The sequence below is a fragment of the Streptomyces muensis genome (assembly GCF_021474425.1).
Classification (GTDB): Bacteria; Actinomycetota; Actinomycetes; order Streptomycetales; family Streptomycetaceae; genus Streptomyces; species Streptomyces muensis.
Map to the genome: position 1 here is coordinate 1 of NZ_JAKEIP010000165.1, position 18,729 is coordinate 18,729.

Sequence of the window (18,729 nt, forward strand, 5' to 3'; positions counted from 1 at the left end):
GGGCCAGCGCGTGCACCTGCTCCCAGCGCGCTTCACCGCGCAGCGAGAGCAGAGCCACGCCGACCTCAGCGGCGGTCCGGTGGGGCGATCTTCGACAGCAGGGACTTAATGCCGTCGATGAGTTCCTCGTCCTCGTGCAGGACGTACGACAGGTACGGCTCCGAGGCCTGGTCGGCGATCGTGTAGACCGCGCACCAGGTGGCCAGGGTCGGGACCGTCATCTGGGCCATCAGGGCCAGGGTCTGGTCGCGGTCCAGGGTGCCGGCGAGGAGGTCGGAGGCCTCTACGAGGAAGCTGAGGGAGCCACGACGGAGGCGTTCGAGTTCGCCGAGGCGGGCGGACTCCACGGCGAGCGCGATGCGGTCGGCGGCGAACTGGAGGCGCAGGGCCTCCTCGTTGGAGTATCTGGCGGGGGCCTCGGCGGCGACGCCGAGGGAGCCGGTGAGGCGGCCCTCGACCTTGAGGGGGACCGTGACGACCGAACGCATGCCGGTGCCCCTCAGCAGGGGGACGGCGCCGGGGACCATGGTGAGGTCCTCGTGGACGGCGGGCATGCGGGCCGAGCCGTAGCGGCCGGGGCCCGCTTCGACGGGCACGCGCGCGAAGCGCTGGCGGGCCGAGGGCAGGCCGGTGGAGGCGCGGACCTCCAGCTCCGTCTCGTCGTCGGTCGCCAGGAGCAGGAACGCGGAGTCGCCGTCGAGCATGTCGCGGGCGCGTTCGACCGTGCGCTGGAGGAGGCCGTCGAGGTCGTCCGGGGCCGGAGAGCCGATGAACACCTCGAACGGGTCGGTGCTCTGGGCGTCGGAGGAGGTGTCGGAGGCCGGGATGCGCAACGGCGTCTGCAGGACCGCGCGTTCGTGGTCGCGGACCAGGAGGCAGACCGTGGAGGGCTCGCCGCCCGTGTCCCGGACGCGGAGGTGGGAGGCGTAGACGGGTGTGACGCGGCCGTTGGCGCCCCTTATGCCGTAGCTGCCTTCCCAGCGGGAGAGTTGGAGGGCCTCGGCGATGCCGGTGCTGGTGCCCGGTGTGTGCGGCCAGGCCGCGAGGTCGGTCAGGGGCTTCCCGGTGACCTGCTCGGCGGCATAGCCGAAGAGATCCTCGGCGTCCTCGTTCCAGGACGAGATGGCGCCCGTACGGTCGATCTGGACCACTGCCACGCGGACGCGGCCGTCGGCGAGCGGGAGGAGGTCGGAGGGCAGGGAGGGGCCTGCGGCGCGTGTGCCCACAGGGCGTTCGGGCAGATCCAGTTGGAACCAGACCTGCTTGTGGGTGGGCGTGTACTCGACGCCCCAGCGTCCGGCGAGGGCCGCGCACAGCTGGAGGCCGCGGCCGCCCTCGCGGTCGGGGCTGCCCATGTTGACGGGATGGCCCTGGAGGGGGATCTCACGCTCCGGATACCGGTCGGCCACCTCGATCCGTACCCCGTCGTCACTGCGCAGACACAGAACGTCCGCGGAAGTTCCCGCGTGGACGACGGCGTTGGTCACCAGCTCGCTGGTGAGGACGACGGCGTCGTCCACGATGTCGGCGAAACCCCACCCCTGGAGGGTGTCGCGAACGAAGGAGCGGGCGCTCGCGACCGATCGCCCGACGGGATCGAAGCTGGCTGCCGCGCGCGCGGTGATCACAGAACTCCTCGGCCGGTTGTCGACGTGCAGGGCTCCGAGGCCGACCGGCTCGCGCCGCTGCTGGGGCATCTGCGTGCCCGTCGGCCGGTCCGGGGGTTGTCCCCCCGGGATCAGTCCGGTGGTCATGTCCGGCTGTCCCTCCGATGCCCGCTCGTGCTCCTCCTGTCACCGCCCAGGCCGGACGGGACCGGCGCGGCTGGACAGCCGCATGCAAGGTTACTTACCTTCGCCGTCCATGCGGATGCCGGTCTGCAGTGTTTCCGTCCGGAGGGTGTGCGGACGATGTGCGAAGCTGCCGAACTGTTATGGCCGGGTTCAGCCAGGGTGAAACACTGGGCAAGCTTCTTGTGAAGGTCCGGGCAGGCTGGGTGACATTCGCGTACCGCGGGCAGCAGCACGTGGAGCGGCCTGGTATATCCGGCAGGAATACCCAGCGGTAACGGGTACGCCGAGCGGTAGCACCCGAGCACAGCAGTAACGGTCGACCCCTGCGGGAGGGACACAGTGGAGTCTGGCGCAGCGACGCGGGGCACTAAGACGCGCGCGAAAGGCGGACAGTCCCTGAGGAACGAACGCAAGACGCGAGGCGGTACCACCGCGGTGGACACGGCTGCCCTGAACCGGCTGCTGGCGGCCTTGGTGTCGATGCGGGACGGGAACTTCCGGAAGCGGCTCACGGTGTCCGGGGACGGCGTGATGTCGGAGATCGCCGCCGTTTTCAACGAGGTGGCAGACCGCAATCTCCACCTCACGGGTGAGTTGTCGCGGGTACGGCGCATGGTGGGACGTGAGGGCAAGCTCACGGAACGGCTGGAGACGGGCGCCTGTGAGGGCTCCTGGGCGACCGCGATCGACAACTCCAACGCCCTCGTCGACGACCTCGTACGGCCCGTCTCCGAGGTCGGCCGGGTGCTGTCCGCGGTGGCCGAGGGTGATCTGTCGCCGCGCATGGAGCTGCGGACGCAGGCGCCGGACGGGACCGGGCATCCGCTGCGGGGGGAGTTCCTCAAGGTCGGGCGGACTGTAAACAACCTTGTCGATCAGCTGTCGACGTTCACCGACGAGGTCACGCGCGTGGCCAGCGAGGTGGGCACCGAGGGCAAGCTCGGCGGGCAGGCACGCGTGCGTGGGATGTCGGGTTCGTGGAAGGACCTCACGGACTCCGTCAACACGATGGCGTACCGGCTGACGGCCCAGGTGCGGGACATCGCGCTGGTGACCACGGCGGTCGCCAAGGGTGACCTGTCGCGGAAGGTCACGGTGCACGTGGCCGGCGAGATGCTGGAGCTGAAGAACACCGTCAACACGATGGTGGACCAGCTGTCGTCCTTCTCGTCCGAGGTGACGCGGGTCGCGCGCGAGGTCGGTACCGAGGGCGAGCTGGGTGGTCAGGCGCAGGTGCCGGGTGTGGCCGGTACGTGGAAGGACCTCACCGATTCGGTGAACCTCATGGCCGGCAACCTGACCGCGCAGGTGCGAGGAATCGCCCAGGTGACGACGGCGGTCGCCAACGGTGACCTGTCGCAGAAGGTGACGGTGTCGGCGCGCGGCGAGGTCGCCCAGCTCGCGGACACGATCAACCAGATGACCGAGACGCTGCGGATCTTCGCGGACGAGGTCACTCGTGTGGCCAACGAGGTCGGCGCCGAGGGGCGGCTGGGTGGCCAGGCGAACGTGCCGGGCGCGGCGGGGACGTGGAAGGACCTGACGGACTCCGTCAACACGGCGTTCAGGAATCTCACCGGACAGGTGAGGGACATCGCCGCCGTCACCACGGCCGTGGCCAACGGTGACCTGTCGCAGAAGGTCACCGTGGATGTCTCCGGCGAGATGCTGGAGCTGAAGAACACCGTGAACACGATGGTGGACCAGCTGTCGTCGTTCGGTTCCGAGGTGACGCGGGTCGCGCGTGAGGTGGGTGTCGAGGGCGAGCTGGGTGGTCAGGCCCAGGTGCCGGGCGCGGCGGGGACGTGGAAGGACCTGACGGACTCCGTCAACACGGCTTTCCGCAACCTCACCGGACAGGTGAGGAACATCGCCCAGGTGACCACGGCTGTGGCCAATGGTGACTTGTCGCAGAAGGTCACCGTGGACGTCTCCGGCGAGATGCTCCAGCTGAAGAACACCGTGAACACCATGGTGGACCAGCTGTCGTCCTTCGCCGACCAGGTCACGCGCATGGCCCGGGACGTGGGTACCGAGGGCCGGCTGGGCGGTCAGGCGGTCGTACCCGGGGTGGCCGGTACGTGGAAGGAGCTCACCGACTCCGTCAACGGAATGGCAGGAAACCTGACCGCGCAGGTGCGCAACATCGCGCAGGTGACCACCGCGGTGGCTCAGGGTGACCTGTCGCAGAAGATCGACGTGGACGCGCGTGGCGAGATCCTGGAGCTGAAGAACACCATCAACACGATGGTCGACCAGCTCTCCGGCTTCGCCGACCAGGTGACCCGCGTCGCGCGCGAGGTGGGCACCGAGGGCCGTCTCGGCGGTCAGGCGCAGGTACCCGGCGTCGCCGGTGTGTGGCGGGACCTGACCGACTCCGTGAACGGAATGGCAGGAAACCTTACGGCCCAGGTGCGCAACATCGCGCAGGTCGCCACCGCGGTGGCGCGAGGTGACCTGTCGCAGAAGATCACCGTGGACGCGCGCGGCGAGATCCTGGAGCTGAAGAACACGCTGAACACGATGGTGGACCAGCTGTCGTCGTTCGCGGAGGAGGTCACCAGGGTCGCCCGTGAGGTGGGTACGGAGGGCCAGCTCGGTGGACAGGCCGAGGTGCAGGGCGTCTCCGGTACCTGGAAGGACCTCACCCAGTCCGTGAACTTCATGGCGAACAACCTGACCATCCAGGTGCGTCAGATCGCCGAAGTCACGACCGCGGTCGCCAAGGGTGACCTGTCGAAGAAGATCACCGTCGACGCCAAGGGCGAGATCCTCGAACTCGTGACGACCGTCAACACGATGGTCGACCAGCTGTCCAGCTTCGCCGAGCAGGTGACCCGGGTGGCCCGTGAGGTGGGCACCGAGGGCATTCTGGGCGGCCAGGCCCACGTGCCCGGCGTGACGGGCATCTGGAAGGACCTCAGCGGCAACGTCAACCTGATGGCCAAGAACCTGACCATGCAGGTGCGGAACATCTCCCAGGTCGCGGCGGCCGTCGCCAACGGTGACCTGACGCGGACGGTGACGATCGAGGCGCGCGGTGAGGTCGCACAGCTCGCCGACACGTTCAACACCATGGTGAAGACGCTGAGTTCGTTCGCCGACCAGGTCACCAAGGTGGCCCGCGAGGTGGGCACGGACGGGATCCTCGGGGGTCAGGCGCATGTGCCGGGTGTGGCCGGCACATGGAAGGACCTCACCGAGTCCGTGAACCAGATGGCGTCCAACCTGACCGGTCAGGTGCGCAACATCGCCATGGTCACGACCGCCATCGCCAAGGGTGACCTGACCAAGAAGATCGACATCGACGCCCGTGGCGAGATCCTCGAACTCAAGACGACGATCAACACCATGGTCGACCAGCTCTCGTCGTTCGCGGAGGAGGTCACCCGAGTCGCCCGCGAGGTGGGCACCGAGGGGCAGCTCGGCGGCCAGGCACGCGTGCGTGACGTCGACGGCACCTGGCGCGACCTCACCGAGTCCGTGAACGAAATGGCAGGAAACCTTACCCGGCAGGTGCGAGCCATCGCGCGCGTGGCGACCGCGGTGACCCGAGGCGACCTGAACCTGAAGATCGACGTCGACGCGTCCGGCGAGATCCAGGAGCTGCAGGACTACATCAACAAGATGATCGCCAACCTGCGCGACACCACGATCGCCAACAAGGAGCAGGACTGGCTCAAGGGCAACCTCGCCCGGATCTCCGCGCTGATGCAGGGTCGCCGCGACCTGGAGGACGTGGCCTCGCTGATCATGAGCGAGCTGACGCCGGTGGTGACCGCGCAGCACGGCGCGTTCTTCGTGGCGATGCCGCTCCTGGACGGCAAGGAACTGGCCGCCGAGAGCGACGACCAGTACGAGCTGCGGATGCTCGGGTCGTACGGCTACTCGATGGGTTCCATGCCGACGTCCTTCCGGCCGGGTGAGGCGCTCATCGGGACGGCGGCGGAGGAGAAGCGCACGATCCTCGTGGAGAACGCGCCCAGCGGCTATCTGAAGATCTCCTCCGGGCTCGGCGAGGCCCCGCCCGCACAGGTGATCGTCCTTCCGGTGCTGTTCGAGGGCAAGGTGCTCGGTGTGATCGAGCTGGCCTCCTTCACGCCGTTCACGCAGATCCAGAAGGACTTCCTGAACCAGATCGCCGAGATGATCGCGACCAGCGTCAACACCATCTCGGTCAACACCAAGACCGAGGTGCTGCTGAAGCAGTCGCAGGAGCTGACCGAGCAACTGCGGGAGCGGTCGGCCGAGTTGGAGAACCGGCAGAAGGCCCTTCAGGCGTCCAACGCCGAACTGGAGGAGAAGGCCGAGCTGCTGGCCCAGCAGAACCGCGACATCGAGGTGAAGAACACCGAGATCGAGGAGGCGCGGCAGGTCCTGGAGGAGCGCGCCGAGCAACTGGCGGTCTCCATGCGCTACAAGAGCGAGTTCCTCGCCAACATGTCGCACGAGCTGCGTACGCCGCTCAACTCGCTGCTGATCCTGGCCAAGCTGCTCGCCGACAACGCCGAGGGCAACCTCTCGCCGAAGCAGGTCGAGTTCGCCGAGACCATCCACGGCGCGGGCTCGGACCTGCTCCAGCTGATCAACGACATCCTCGACCTGTCGAAGGTCGAGGCGGGCAAGATGGACGTCTCCCCGACGCGTATCGCGCTCGTCCAGCTCGTGGACTACGTGGAGGCCACCTTCCGGCCGCTGACCGCGGAGAAGGGCCTGGACCTGTCCGTACGGGTCTCCCCGGAGCTGCCGGCCACGCTGCACACCGATGAGCAGCGGCTGCTGCAGGTGCTGCGCAACCTGCTGTCGAACGCGGTGAAGTTCACCGACTCCGGGTCGGTGGAGCTGGTCATCCGGCCCGCCGGGATGGATGTGCCGCAGAAGATCCGGGAGCAGCTGCTGGAGGCCGGTTCGCTGACCGAGGCGGACGCGCCGCTGATCGCGTTCTCCGTGACCGACACCGGCATCGGGATCGCGGCCAGCAAGATGCGGGTGATCTTCGAGGCGTTCAAGCAGGCGGACGGCACGACCAGCCGCAAGTACGGCGGTACGGGTCTGGGGCTGTCGATCTCCCGGGAGATCGCCCAGTTGCTCGGCGGGGAGATCCACGCGCAGAGCGAACCGGGGCGCGGCTCGACGTTCACGCTGTATTTGCCTCTGCACCCGAGCGAACTGCCTCCGCACGGCTACCAGCAGCAGTTGCCGCCCCTCGACGCGGGCGCCCTGGTGGCCTCGGCGGCCGAGCTGGCCGAGCTCTCCGACGTGGAGGTCGAGACGCCGGCCGAGGTGCGGTCGTACCGGGAGACGCAGAACGGCGCCGCGGCGCTCTTCAGGCGCCGTCGCCGGGCCGCGAGTGAGCTCGAGCAGCGACCGGTGCAGCCGGAGCAGTGGACGGCCACTGAGCAGAACGCGGCGCCGCAGCCACGCCGGGGCATCCGGTTCGGCGGCGAGAAGGTGCTGATCGTCGACGACGACATCCGTAACGTCTTCGCGCTGACCAGTGTCCTGGAGCAGCACGGCCTGTCCGTGCTGTACGCGGAGAACGGCCGTGAGGGCATCGAGGTCCTGGAGCAGCACGACGATGTCGCGGTTGTCCTGATGGACATCATGATGCCCGAGATGGATGGATATGCTACGACTACGGCGATTCGTAGGATGCCGCAGTTCGCCGGACTCCCGATCATCGCGCTGACCGCCAAGGCGATGAAGGGCGACCGGGAGAAGGCGATCGAGTCGGGCGCATCTGATTATGTGACCAAGCCGGTCGATCCTGATCATCTGCTGGCGGTGATGGATCAGTGGATGAGGGAGCAGTGACCGGAGCTGACAGTGTTCACGCGGAGTTGCTGACTCAGTGTGCTCGAAGCCGTGTAGAAGTGCGGGATTCGGGGAACCTTCTGGTCTCCTGCCGCGTTTCTGCTACGTGCACAGTGACATCGCGGTGACAGGGTGTGGCGACAGGCGGGGTGCGGCTACCATGACCGGCACGAGGGCGGGCGGCGTAAGGGAGTCGTCCCCTGGGGCGGAGCCCGGTGCACTGCCGGGGCGAGGAGGGCGGGCCATGGTGCAGAAGGCCAAGATCCTCCTGGTCGATGACCGGCCGGAGAATCTGCTGGCGCTGGAGGCGATCCTCTCTGCGCTCGATCAGACCCTGGTGCGGGCATCGTCCGGGGAGGAAGCGCTCAAGGCACTTCTGACGGACGACTTCGCGGTCATTCTGCTGGACGTCCAGATGCCGGGAATGGACGGTTTCGAAACCGCGGCGCACATCAAGCGGCGGGAACGGACCCGGGACATCCCGATCATCTTCCTCACCGCGATCAACCACGGCCCGCATCACACCTTCCGTGGCTACGCGGCGGGCGCGGTGGACTACATCTCCAAGCCGTTCGACCCGTGGGTGCTGCGGGCGAAGGTCTCGGTGTTCGTCGAGCTGTACATGAAGAACTGCCAGCTGCGTGAGCAGGCGGCGCTGCTGCGGCTCCAGTTGGAGGGCGGCGGCAAGGCCTCCGGCGGTGACTCGAAGGAGCCGGCGGGGCTGCTGGCCGAGCTGTCGGCGCGGCTCGCCGCCGTCGAGGAGCAGGCCGAGGCGCTCTCCAAGCAGCTCGACGACGAGTCGGCGGACGCGGCCGCGGTGGCCACGGCGGCCCATCTCGAACGCAAACTCACGGGATTGCGGCGGGCGCTGGACGCGCTGGAGCCGGGCACCGGGAGCACGTCCTCGGTCCCCTCGCAGAACTGACACCGCCCGGGCGCGTGTTGACGCGCGCCCGTCTCGGGGCCGTCCGGAGGGCGATCGGCCCGTGAACCGGCGTCAGTTAGCCGCCTCCGTAAGGGCGACACGAACGGGTGAAGCAGTGGGCACACGTGTCCGCTGTCGTCTCCACCGGTAACCTCACACCCATGGCCTCACGTCCCTCCGCAGCCAAGAAGCCGCCCGCGAAGAAGGCGGCCGCTTCCGCGAAGGCCCCGGCGAAGAAGGCCGCTGCCAAGAAAGCCCCCGCGAAGAAGGCGCCGGCCAAGAAGGCCGCGGCGAAGAAAGCCGCGCCCGCGCCCAAGCCGGCACCCAACCCCACCGGGGGCATCTACCGGCTCGTGCGCGCCGTCTGGCTCGGGCTGGCGCACGCGGTCGGCGCGGTGTTCCGCGGCATAGGGCAGGGCGCGAAGAACCTCGACCCCGCCCATCGCAAGGACGGCATCGCGCTGTTGCTCCTCGGGCTCGCGCTGATCGTCGCCGCCGGCACCTGGTCCAACCTGCGCGGGCCCGTCGGTGACCTCGTCGAGATCATCGTGACCGGCGCCTTCGGCCGGCTCGACCTGCTCGTGCCGATACTGCTCGCGCTCATCGGCGTACGGTTCATCCGGCACCCCGAGAAGCCCGAGGCCAACGGCCGTATCGTCATCGGTCTGTCCGCGCTCGTCATCGGCGTGCTCGGTCAGGTCCACATCGCCGTCGGCTCGCCCGCCCGCAGCGACGGCATGCAGGCCATAAGGGACGCGGGCGGCCTCATCGGCTGGGGCGCGGCGACTCCGCTGACGTACACCATGGGCGAGGTCCTCGCCGTACCGCTGCTGGTGCTGCTCACGATCTTCGGGCTGCTGGTCGTCACGGCCACGCCGGTCAACGCCATCCCGCAGCGGCTGCGGCTACTCGGCGTCAAGCTCGGCATCCTGCCCGACCCGGACGAGGACGACGACGAGGTCACCGAGGACGACCAGCGCTACGACGACCAGTGGCGGGAGGCGCTGCCCGCGGCGCGCGGCCGCAAGCGCCGCCCGGCCCCCGAGGCGTACGACCCCGACAGCGCCGAGCAGGAGGCCCTCTCGCGGCGTCGCGGCCGCCCGAGGCGCTCCGCGGTGCCCCAGCCCGAGATGAACCGTCCCATGGACGCTGTGGACGTCGCCGCGGCCGCCGCCGCCGCGCTCGACGGAGCCGTCCTGCACGGGATGCCGCCCTCGCCGATCGTCGCCGACCTCACCCAGGGCGTCAGCGTGGGCGACCGTGCGGAGACCACGCCGGTGCCGACACCGGTCCCGGCCGCGCGGCCCAAGCAGGAGAAGCTCCCCAAGAGCGAGGTCCCGGACCTGACCAAGGCCGGGGTACCCGACCTCACCAAGGCCGCGCCCGACGAGGTCCGCGACCTGCCTCCGCGCGCCGAACAGCTCCAGCTGTCCGGCGACATCACCTACTCGCTCCCGTCGCTCGACCTCCTGGAGCGCGGCGGTCCGGGCAAGTCGCGCAGCGCCGCGAACGACGCCATCGTCGAGTCCCTCACCACCGTCTTCTCCGAGTTCAAGGTCGACGCCCGCGTCACCGGCTTCACGCGCGGGCCGACGGTCACGCGCTACGAGGTGGAGCTCGGGCCCGCCGTGAAGGTCGAGCGGATCACCGCGCTGACGAAGAACATCGCGTACGCCGTCGCCAGTCCCGATGTGCGGATCATCAGCCCGATCCCCGGCAAGTCCGCGGTCGGCATCGAGATCCCCAACACCGACCGGGAGATGGTCAACCTAGGTGACGTGCTGCGCCTCGCGGCCGCCGCCGAGGACGACCACCCGATGCTGGTCGCGCTCGGCAAGGACGTCGAGGGCGGCTATGTGATGGCGAACATCGCGAAGATGCCGCATGTGCTGGTTGCCGGTGCGACCGGTTCCGGTAAGTCGTCGTGCATTAACTGCTTGATCACTTCGGTGATGATGCGGGCGACCCCGGAGGACGTCCGCATGGTCCTCGTCGACCCCAAGCGCGTCGAGCTCACCGCGTACGAGGGCATTCCGCACCTGATCACGCCGATCATCACCAACCCCAAGCGGGCCGCCGAGGCGCTCCAGTGGGTCGTACGGGAGATGGATCTTCGTTACGACGACCTGGCCGCGTACGGATACCGGCACATCGACGACTTCAACGAGGCCGTGCGCAACGGCAAGGTGAAGGCGCCGGAGGGCAGTGAGCGCGAGCTTCAGCCGTACCCGTATCTGCTGGTGATCGTCGACGAGCTCGCCGACCTGATGATGGTCGCGCCGCGTGACGTCGAGGACGCGATCGTGCGCATCACGCAGCTCGCGCGCGCGGCCGGCATCCACCTGGTGCTCGCCACACAGCGGCCGTCGGTCGACGTCGTCACCGGTCTGATCAAGGCGAACGTCCCCTCAAGGCTCGCGTTCGCCACGTCGTCGCTCGCCGACTCACGGGTCATCCTCGACCAGCCCGGCGCCGAGAAGCTGATCGGCAAGGGCGACGGGCTGTTCCTGCCGATGGGTGCGAACAAGCCCACGCGTATGCAGGGCGCGTTCGTGACCGAGGAGGAGGTCGCGGCCGTCGTCCAGCACTGCAAGGACCAGATGGCGCCCGTCTTCCGGGACGACGTCACCGTGGGCACCAAGCAGAAGAAGGAGATCGACGAGGAGATCGGCGACGATCTCGATCTGCTGTGCCAGGCGGCCGAGCTGGTGGTCTCCACGCAGTTCGGGTCGACGTCCATGCTCCAGCGCAAGCTGCGGGTCGGGTTCGCCAAGGCCGGGCGGCTGATGGACCTCATGGAGTCCCGGAACATCGTCGGACCGAGCGAGGGCTCCAAGGCTCGTGACGTTCTTGTGAAACCTGACGAGCTGGACGGAGTGCTCGCCGTGATCCGCGGGGAGGCTTAAAGGGAGTCCGGGGCGCGAACGTGACGCGGTGATCGCCTTGCGGACGGGTGGGCGACGGGTCGATGTCCGATCGTGACTCACCCGTAAGGGATCATTGAGCAACCGTTCCCCTTCGACGTACGTGAAGTTGAGGGAAGCGCGAGAATCTCGTACTCCGTCATCGGCGTGTCCGGCCATTCCGATGGCGTACAAAGTCCTACCGCCCGGTTGCCCCACCCTTTCGTACCCCCCCTAGACTGAACCTCCAGCACAGGTGGCTTAAACGCTCGAAAGGCGCCCCCGTGTCCATCGGCAACTCCCCTGAAGACGAGCGTCCGTTCGAAGACGTGTCCGACGTAACCCGCCCCTCGATCGGCCGTGCCCTCCAGCAGGCGCGCATCGACGCGGGGCTGACCGTCGACGACGTCAGTAATGCCACCCGGGTCCGCATCGCCATCGTGCATGCCATCGAGGACGACAACTTCGCCCCCTGCGGTGGCGACGTGTACGCCCGTGGCCACATCCGGACCCTGGCCCGAGCCGTCCACCTCGATCCTGGCCCGCTCCTCGCCCAGTACGACGACTCGCACGGCGGACGACCGGCGCCGACCCCGGCGGCCCCCCTGTTCGAGGCGGAGCGGATCCGTCCCGAGCGGCGCGGGCCCAACTGGACCGCGGCCATGGTCGCCGCGATCGTCGCCGTGATCGGGTTCGTCGGGTTCACCGCGTTCAAGGGCGAGGACGAGGGCGGCAAGCCTGCGGTCGCCGGAGGCGGCTCGACGCCGACCGCCGACAAGACCACGCCCACCCCGAAGACCGACAAGCCCAAGGACCCCAAGCCCTCGGACAGCGCCATCGCCGCCGTCCCGCAGGACAAGGTGACCGTCCAGGTCAGCGCCGCCGACGGCAGAAGCTGGATCTCGGCCAAGGACCACAACGGCAAGCTGCTCTTCGACGGGCTCCTCAAGCAGGGCGACACCAAGACCTTCCAGGACAGCGAGAAGATCAACCTCGTCCTCGGTGACGCGGGTGCGATCGACCTGTACGTCAACGGCAAGAAGATCGAGGACGACTGGCGGCCGGGCGCCGTCGAGCGCCTCACCTACACCAAGGGCGACCCGCAGGCCGGATAAGTCAGGCCGAAGGGTTGAGCTGTGGACGGGGTTGGCCAAGATCGGCCAACCCCGTCGACGTGGGCTGTCAGTGAGACAAAGTAGTCTTGAGCCCATGCCTGAACGCCGTACCGTCGCACTCGTCACTCTTGGCTGCGCCCGCAACGAGGTGGACTCGGAGGAGCTCGCAGGCCGTTTGGAGGCGGACGGCTGGGATCTCGTGGAGGACGCCGAGGACGCGGACGTCGCCGTCGTCAACACCTGTGGCTTCGTCGACGCCGCCAAGAAGGACTCCGTCGACGCCCTCCTGGAGGCCAACGACCTCAAGGGTCATGGAAGAACCCAGGCCGTCGTGGCGGTGGGCTGCATGGCCGAGCGGTACGGCAAGGAGCTCGCCGAGGCCCTTCCCGAGGCCGACGGCGTGCTCGGCTTCGACGACTACGCGAACATCTCGGACCGCCTGCAGACCATTCTGAACGGCGGCATCCACGCCTCCCACACCCCGCGCGACCGCCGCAAGCTGCTGCCGATCAGCCCGGCCGAGCGACAGGAGTCGGCAGCCGAGGTCGCACTGCCCGGGCACGCGCCCGTGGATCTTCCGGAAGGGCTCGCTCCGGCCTCAGGACCGCGCGCACCGCTGCGCCGCCGCCTGGACGGCGCCCCGGTCGCCTCGGTGAAGCTCGCCTCCGGCTGCGACCGGCGCTGCTCCTTCTGCGCCATCCCCTCCTTCCGGGGCTCCTTCATCTCGCGCCGCCCCAGCGACGTGCTGAACGAGACGCGGTGGCTCGCCGAGCAGGGCGTCAAGGAGATCATGCTGGTCTCCGAGAACAACACCTCCTACGGCAAGGACCTGGGTGACATTCGTCTGCTGGAGTCGCTGCTGCCCGAGCTCGCCGACGTCGACGGCCTCGAGCGGATCCGCGTCAGCTACCTCCAGCCGGCCGAGATGCGGCCCGGACTGATCGACGTGCTGACCTCCACGCCGAAGATCGCCCCGTACTTCGACCTGTCCTTCCAGCACTCCGCGCCCGACGTGCTGCGCGCGATGCGCCGCTTCGGTGACACCGACCGCTTCCTGGAGCTGCTGGACACGATCCGCGGCAAGGCCCCCCAGGCCGGCGTGCGCTCCAACTTCATCGTGGGCTTCCCCGGCGAGACCGAGGCCGACCTCGCCGAGCTGGAGCGGTTCCTGAACGGCGCGCGCCTGGATGCCATCGGTGTCTTCGGGTACTCCGACGAGGACGGCACGGAGGCCGCGACGTACGACAACAAGCTCGACGAGGACGTCGTCGCCGAACGACTTGCGCATGTGTCCCGGCTGGCCGAGGAACTGGTCTCGCAGCGGGCCGAGGAGCGTGTCGGGGAGACCGTGCACGTGCTCGTCGAGTCCGTGGACTCCGAGGACTCGGCGGAGGGCGTGTACGGCCGTGGAGCGCACCAGGCGCCGGAGACGGACGGCCAGGTGCTGCTCACGAGCGGCGAGGGGCTGAGCATCGGTCGTATGGTCGAGGCGAAGGTGGTCGGTACCGAGGGTGTCGACCTGGTGGCCGAGCCGCTTCAGGGCATGCTCGCGTGTAGTGAGGAGGCGGCCAGATGACCGGAGTTCCGGCGTCCGCCGCGGGTGGCTCCTCCCCGGCGGGTGCGGCGGGCAAGGCGAGCGCGGTGGGTTCGTCCAAGGCCCCCGGATCGAAGACGGGCGGCGCCGAACCGGGTGTCGCGGGCGGTGCCAAGGCCGCGCGCGGCGGGAAGATCGCGGCCGCTGCCGTCAACCAGGCCAGCGTCTGGAACATCGCCAACCTCCTGACCATGCTCCGGCTGGTCCTGGTGCCCGCGTTCGTCGCGCTGATGCTGGCCGACGGCGGATACGACCCGGCCTGGCGCTCCCTGGCCTGGGCGGCCTTCGCCATCGCCATGATCACCGACCTGTTCGACGGCCACCTGGCCCGGACCTACGACCTCGTCACCGACTTCGGGAAGATCGCCGATCCCATCGCCGACAAGGCGATCATGGGGGCGGCGCTGATCTGTCTGTCGGCCCTCGGTGATCTGCCGTGGTGGGTGACGGGCGTCATCCTCGGCCGGGAACTCGGCATCACACTGCTGCGTTTCATCGTCATCCGGTACGGCGTGATCCCGGCGAGCCGGGGCGGCAAGCTCAAGACCCTCACGCAGGGCGTGGCTGTCGGGATGTACATCCTGGCGCTGACGGGGTGGCTGGCCACTCTGCGGTGGTGGGTGATGGCCGCGGCGGTCGTCCTGACCGTGGTGACCGGGCTCGACTATGTGAGACAAGCCATTGTGCTGCGCAGGCAGGGAATCGCCGAGCGCAAGGCCGCGTTGGAGGAGACGGAAGCGTGAGTTCCCCGGCCGCCGACGTGGTGCGACTACTCACCGTGAAGGGTGAGACGGTCGCGGTCGCCGAGTCGCTCACCGGCGGACTGGTTGCGGCGGAAATCACAGCGGCCCCGGGTGCCTCCAAGGCCTTCCGGGGTTCGGTGACCGCCTACGCCACCGAGCTGAAGCAGCAGCTGCTCGGCGTGGACGCCACCTTGCTGGAGCAGCACGGAGCGGTACATCCGCAGGTCGCGGCGGAGATGGCGGCCGGCGTACGGAAGGTTCTGGGCACCGACTGGGGCATCGCCACGACCGGTGTCGCGGGTCCCGAGGAGCAGGACGGACAGCCCGTGGGCACCGTCTTCGTGGCCGTGGCCGGACCCGTTGACCGCGGTTCCGGTTCCGCCGGTGGCGGAAAAGTGGAGGCCCTGCGGTTGAACGGCGACCGTGCGGAAATTCGTATGGAGAGTGTACGGAGCGTACTCGCACTGCTCCTGACGGAGCTTGCGAGCGAACACAGTGGGAATGAGCGGGCACAGGATACGGAACGGAACGGGGGGTTTTGATGTTTGCAGCCCTGAGTGAACACGACATCGCTCCCCGCACGGCCGCGGCGCAAGGCGGTACGGTGGGGCGTGAAGGATGCGGCTACGCGGTCCGAGGAGGGAGCCACCGATGATTCTGCTCCGTCGCCTGCTGGGTGACGTGCTGCGTCGGCAGCGCCAGCGCCAGGGCCGTACTCTGCGCGAAGTCTCCTCGTCCGCCCGAGTCTCACTCGGCTATCTCTCCGAGGTGGAGCGGGGGCAGAAGGAGGCTTCCTCCGAGCTGCTCTCCGCGATCTGCGACGCGCTGGACGTACGGATGTCCGAGCTCATGCGGGAAGTGAGCGACGAGCTCGCCCTCGCCGAGCTGGCCCAGTCTGCTGCGGCCACCCCGAGTGAGCCTGTACCGGCATCGGTCCGTCCGATGCTCGGTTCCGTGTCGGTGACCGGTGTGCCACCGGAACGGGTGACCATCAAGGCGCCTTCCGAGGCGGTGGACGTCGTCGCCGCCTGACGGTGGCCACGGTGCGCGTGGGCTGACCACGCGCTGAGGAGTTGTGTGAGGCCCCGGCCGGGCCTTCTCCAGGGAGATCTGGGGGAGTGCGGTCGGGGTTTCGTGCTGTACGGGGCCCTTGGAGTCCGTCTGTGCGGTCCGCGTCAGGACTGCCACCGGCGTCCCCGGTCCGTTTGCCGGTGCGTGGCCCGGCGGTCATGGTGGAGGGTGGTGACGGCGCCTGACGCGCTGTGACGACGTTGGCCCGCGCTGCATCCGTGTGCCGCTGGTGCGCCCTCCCGGTGGGTGAACGGGCCGGCCTAGCCTCGGGCTGGAGGTGAGCGGATGGCACGGCCGATAGCGCGCTGGGGGGTGACTCTCGCGCTCGGGGCGCTGTGGTGGTGGGCCGTGCTGAGGCTCGCGCTGGCGCCCGGCGCGGGGGCGCTGGAGGCGGCCGTCGCCGCGGGAGGGTGGGGGCTGAGCCTGTTGCCGGTGCACTGTGTGCCCAAGGCGCGGGCCGCGGGAGCCGTCGACTCGCGGCGGTGGGCTCAGGCCTGGCAGGCGGGGCGGGCTACCACGGCATCGCCACACCGCCGTTCGGACGCAGGATCTGCCCCGTGGTGAACGCCGAGGCGTCGGACGCCAGGTGAAGCACCGCGTGCGCGATGTCCTCCGGTTCGCCGACCCGGCCCAGTGGTGACATCCGGGCCATGAACGCCTCGGTCCGCGTCTGTGTCGCGGAGTCGTGACGGTCGGTCATGGGGGTGCGTATCCAGCCCGGGGCGACCGCGTTGACGCGTATGCCGTGCGGGCCCAGCTCCGTCGCCAGCGTCTTCGTGAGCTGCACGACGGCCGCCTTGGCCGCGCCGTAACAGAGTAGACCGGGGCCGCCGGTGTCCACGGCACCCGAGGCCATGGTGACGATGCTGCCCTTGAGGCCCTGGGCGAGCATCGCGCGGGCGGCTTCCTGGCAGGCGTAGAGCACCCCCTTGAAGTTGACGCTCAGTACTCGGTCGAGGTCTTCGTCGCGGGTCTCCAGGACCGTGCTGCTGTGCATGATCCCGGCGACCGCGGCCATCACGTCGAGTCGCTCGCAGGAGGCGACGGCCCGGTGGAGCTGCTCGCGGTCGGTGACGTCGAGATGGTGGGTGCGGGCGGTGCCGCCGCTCGCCTTGATCAGGGTCGCCGTCTCGTGCAGGCCCTGTGCGTCACGGTCGGCGCAGTGCACGGTCGCGCCTGCCTCGGCGAGCAGCACGGCCGAGGCGCGGCCGATGCCGCTGGCGGCTCCGGTGACGAATGCGGTGCGTCCGGTGAGGTCGTACGCCTTGACGGCCATGAAGGGACGGTACGAGGGTTTCTGACGGGACGTCAATTAGTCGTACGGCGTGGAGGGCTGGGCCGGGGTTCTCGGGTGGAGCGGGGAGCAGTGTGCGAGGTGGCGGGGCTCGGGGCCGGGCCCGCCTGACAGTTCGGGCACCAGTAGGTGGGGCGCTCGCGGGAGCCGTCGCCCTGGTTCGCCACGCGGATCGGGGTGGTGCACCGCAGGCAGGGGTGCCTCGCCCGGCCGTACACGAAGAGGTCCTGGCCGTGGCGGCCCGTCGTACTGCGGATGGGCCGCTCGCGGTTGGTTTCCAGCAGCTTCTTGGCGAGTACGGGCAGTTGGGCGGTGTGCTCGGCGGGGAGTGCGCCGATGGGGAGCCACGGGGTGACACGGAGCAGGAAGCAGAGCTCGCTCTTGTAGACATTGCCGATGCCGGCGAGGTTGCGCTGGTCCAGCAGGGCCTCACCGATGGGGCGGGCGGGGTCCGCCAGCAGGTTGGCGAGAGCGCGGTCGGGGGACCAGTCCGGGCCCAGCAGGTCCGGGCCCAGGTGGCCGACGGCGCGGTCTTCCTCGGTGGTGCGCAGGAGGTCGAGAACGGGGAGGCGGTAGCCGACGGCCGTGCGGGCCGGTCGGGCGTCGGTGGCGGCGAGGATCACCCGGATCTGGTGGGCCGGGCCGCCCGTCCAGCGTTGCTGGTCGGCGTAGACCTTCCAGGAGCCTTCCATGCCGAGGTGGGTGTGGACCGTCAGGCCGCCTTCGACGCGGGTGAGGAGGTGCTTGCCGCGCGGGGTGACGTCCAGGACGGTACGGCCGGTGAGGTTGACGGTGGCGTACTTCGGCACCCGGAAGTCGCTGAAGGTCAGCACCTTGCCCGCGAGGGCGGTGTGCAGCCGTTTCGCGGTTTGCCAGACCGTGTCTCCTTCGGGCATGGGTCAAGGGTGGCATGGGTGTGGACGCGTGTGCGGGGGCAGGCGGGGCTGGCCCCGGACGTCGGGTCAGGCGCGTAGGCGCAGGCCTCGGGGGGTCGCGATGAAGCCCGCTCCTTCCAGGAGGGTGCCTATGGGGGACGTGAGCGCGGAGGCGCCGTTCACGCGTTCCACTGTGACCGTGCCGAGGGAGCCGGCGCGGGCCGCCGCCGCGAGGGCCTGCGCCGCGGTGTGCAGACGGGGGTCGTCGGTGGGTTCGGTGTCGGGGGTGGAGGGCCAGGCCAGCAGGGTCTTGCCGCCGCGTTCCATGTAGAGGGTCAGTTCGCCGTCGACGAGGACCACGAGGGAGCCCGCCTTGCGGCCCGGCTTGTGTCCGGCGCCGGTAGGGGGTTCGGGCCAGGTCAGGGCGGCGCCGTACGCGTTCGCCGGGTCGGCGGCGGCGAGGACGACGGCTCGGGTGTCGGCGGTGGGGCGGGGGCCGGCTAGTCTCCGTGCGCGGGCGGGGCGCCGCCCGCGGGGGCGGGCGGGGGGCGGGGCGGGGGGGGGGGCGGGCGGGGGGGGGCGGGGGCGGGGCGGGCGGGGGG

The 18,729-nt window shown here is 69.4% G+C and carries 11 protein-coding genes and 2 pseudogenes; 9 read left to right on the top strand and 4 right to left on the bottom strand.

Annotation, left to right across the window (positions count from 1 at the left end; all coding sequences use genetic code 11):
- Positions 1-74: 74 nt before the first annotated feature.
- Positions 75-1,754 (bottom strand): annotated as a pseudogene (locus L0P92_RS29880) (GAF domain-containing protein); the annotation flags it as partial.
- 378 nt (positions 1,755-2,132) lie between these two features.
- Between L0P92_RS29880 and L0P92_RS29885 the strand changes: the two are divergent.
- From L0P92_RS29885 to L0P92_RS29925, 9 genes are all read left to right on the top strand, one after another.
- Positions 2,133-7,607 (top strand): HAMP domain-containing protein, encoded by a 5,475-nt coding sequence (locus tag L0P92_RS29885; RefSeq protein WP_234766164.1) that lies wholly within the window; start codon positions 2,133-2,135, stop codon positions 7,605-7,607.
- 244 nt (positions 7,608-7,851) lie between these two features.
- A complete protein-coding gene (locus L0P92_RS29890; protein WP_234766165.1) occupies positions 7,852-8,532 on the top strand; it encodes a response regulator in 681 nt (226 codons plus the stop codon).
- 161 nt (positions 8,533-8,693) lie between these two features.
- Entirely contained in the window at positions 8,694-11,438 is a 2,745-nt protein-coding gene (locus L0P92_RS29895; RefSeq protein WP_234766166.1) for a DNA translocase FtsK, read from the top strand.
- A gap of 281 nt (positions 11,439-11,719) precedes the next feature.
- Positions 11,720-12,550 carry a helix-turn-helix domain-containing protein gene (locus L0P92_RS29900; RefSeq protein ID WP_234766167.1) on the top strand — a complete coding sequence of 277 codons (831 nt, stop codon included), beginning with the start codon at positions 11,720-11,722 and terminating at the stop codon, positions 12,548-12,550.
- 94 nt (positions 12,551-12,644) lie between these two features.
- Positions 12,645-14,126 (top strand): 30S ribosomal protein S12 methylthiotransferase RimO, encoded by a 1,482-nt coding sequence (gene rimO, locus L0P92_RS29905; RefSeq protein ID WP_234766168.1) that lies wholly within the window; start codon positions 12,645-12,647, stop codon positions 14,124-14,126.
- Entirely contained in the window at positions 14,123-14,887 is a 765-nt protein-coding gene (pgsA, locus tag L0P92_RS29910; protein ID WP_234766169.1) for a CDP-diacylglycerol--glycerol-3-phosphate 3-phosphatidyltransferase, read from the top strand. Before rimO ends, pgsA begins: the two co-directional genes overlap by 4 nt.
- The gene (locus L0P92_RS29915; RefSeq protein WP_234766170.1) at positions 14,884-15,429 is read left to right on the top strand and encodes a CinA family protein; all 546 of its coding nucleotides are present in this window, start codon (positions 14,884-14,886) and stop codon (positions 15,427-15,429) included. The genes pgsA and L0P92_RS29915 overlap by 4 nt, the downstream gene beginning before the upstream one ends.
- A gap of 109 nt (positions 15,430-15,538) precedes the next feature.
- On the top strand, positions 15,539-15,919 hold the full coding sequence (locus L0P92_RS29920; RefSeq protein WP_030960654.1) for a helix-turn-helix domain-containing protein: 381 nt from the start codon (positions 15,539-15,541) through the stop codon (positions 15,917-15,919).
- Positions 15,920-16,243: 324 nt separating this feature from the next.
- Positions 16,244-16,522 carry a hypothetical protein gene (locus L0P92_RS29925; RefSeq protein WP_234766171.1) on the top strand — a complete coding sequence of 93 codons (279 nt, stop codon included), beginning with the start codon at positions 16,244-16,246 and terminating at the stop codon, positions 16,520-16,522.
- Here L0P92_RS29925 and L0P92_RS29930 read toward each other — a convergent pair.
- The 3 genes and pseudogenes from L0P92_RS29930 to L0P92_RS29940 form a co-directional block, all read right to left on the bottom strand.
- Positions 16,470-17,234, bottom strand: a complete 765-nt coding sequence (locus tag L0P92_RS29930; RefSeq protein ID WP_234766172.1) for an SDR family NAD(P)-dependent oxidoreductase — start codon at positions 17,232-17,234, stop codon at positions 16,470-16,472. The two genes, L0P92_RS29925 and L0P92_RS29930, sit on opposite strands and share 53 nt — an antisense overlap.
- A gap of 32 nt (positions 17,235-17,266) precedes the next feature.
- Positions 17,267-18,148: an Fpg/Nei family DNA glycosylase gene (locus L0P92_RS29935; RefSeq protein ID WP_234766173.1), complete on the bottom strand. Its 882-nt coding sequence runs from the start codon at positions 18,146-18,148 to the stop codon at positions 17,267-17,269.
- A 66-nt stretch (positions 18,149-18,214) separates the two neighbouring features.
- A pseudogene (locus L0P92_RS29940) lies at positions 18,215-18,729 on the bottom strand (DEAD/DEAH box helicase); the annotation flags it as partial.

What these genes read in the sequence shown, in the direction of transcription:
- L0P92_RS29890 (WP_234766165.1), top strand. Translation starts at nt 7,852, where the DNA reads ATGGTGCAGAAGGCCAAGATCCTCCTGGTCGATGACCGGCCGGAGAAT.
- L0P92_RS29895 (WP_234766166.1), top strand. Translation starts at nt 8,694, where the DNA reads ATGGCCTCACGTCCCTCCGCAGCCAAGAAGCCGCCCGCGAAGAAGGCG.
- rimO (WP_234766168.1), top strand. Translation starts at nt 12,645, where the DNA reads ATGCCTGAACGCCGTACCGTCGCACTCGTCACTCTTGGCTGCGCCCGC.
- pgsA (WP_234766169.1), top strand. Translation starts at nt 14,123, where the DNA reads ATGACCGGAGTTCCGGCGTCCGCCGCGGGTGGCTCCTCCCCGGCGGGT.
- L0P92_RS29920 (WP_030960654.1), top strand. Translation starts at nt 15,539, where the DNA reads ATGATTCTGCTCCGTCGCCTGCTGGGTGACGTGCTGCGTCGGCAGCGC.
- L0P92_RS29925 (WP_234766171.1), top strand. Translation starts at nt 16,244, where the DNA reads ATGGCACGGCCGATAGCGCGCTGGGGGGTGACTCTCGCGCTCGGGGCG.
- L0P92_RS29930 (WP_234766172.1), bottom strand. Translation starts at nt 17,234, where the DNA reads ATGGCCGTCAAGGCGTACGACCTCACCGGACGCACCGCATTCGTCACC.
- L0P92_RS29935 (WP_234766173.1), bottom strand. Translation starts at nt 18,148, where the DNA reads ATGCCCGAAGGAGACACGGTCTGGCAAACCGCGAAACGGCTGCACACC.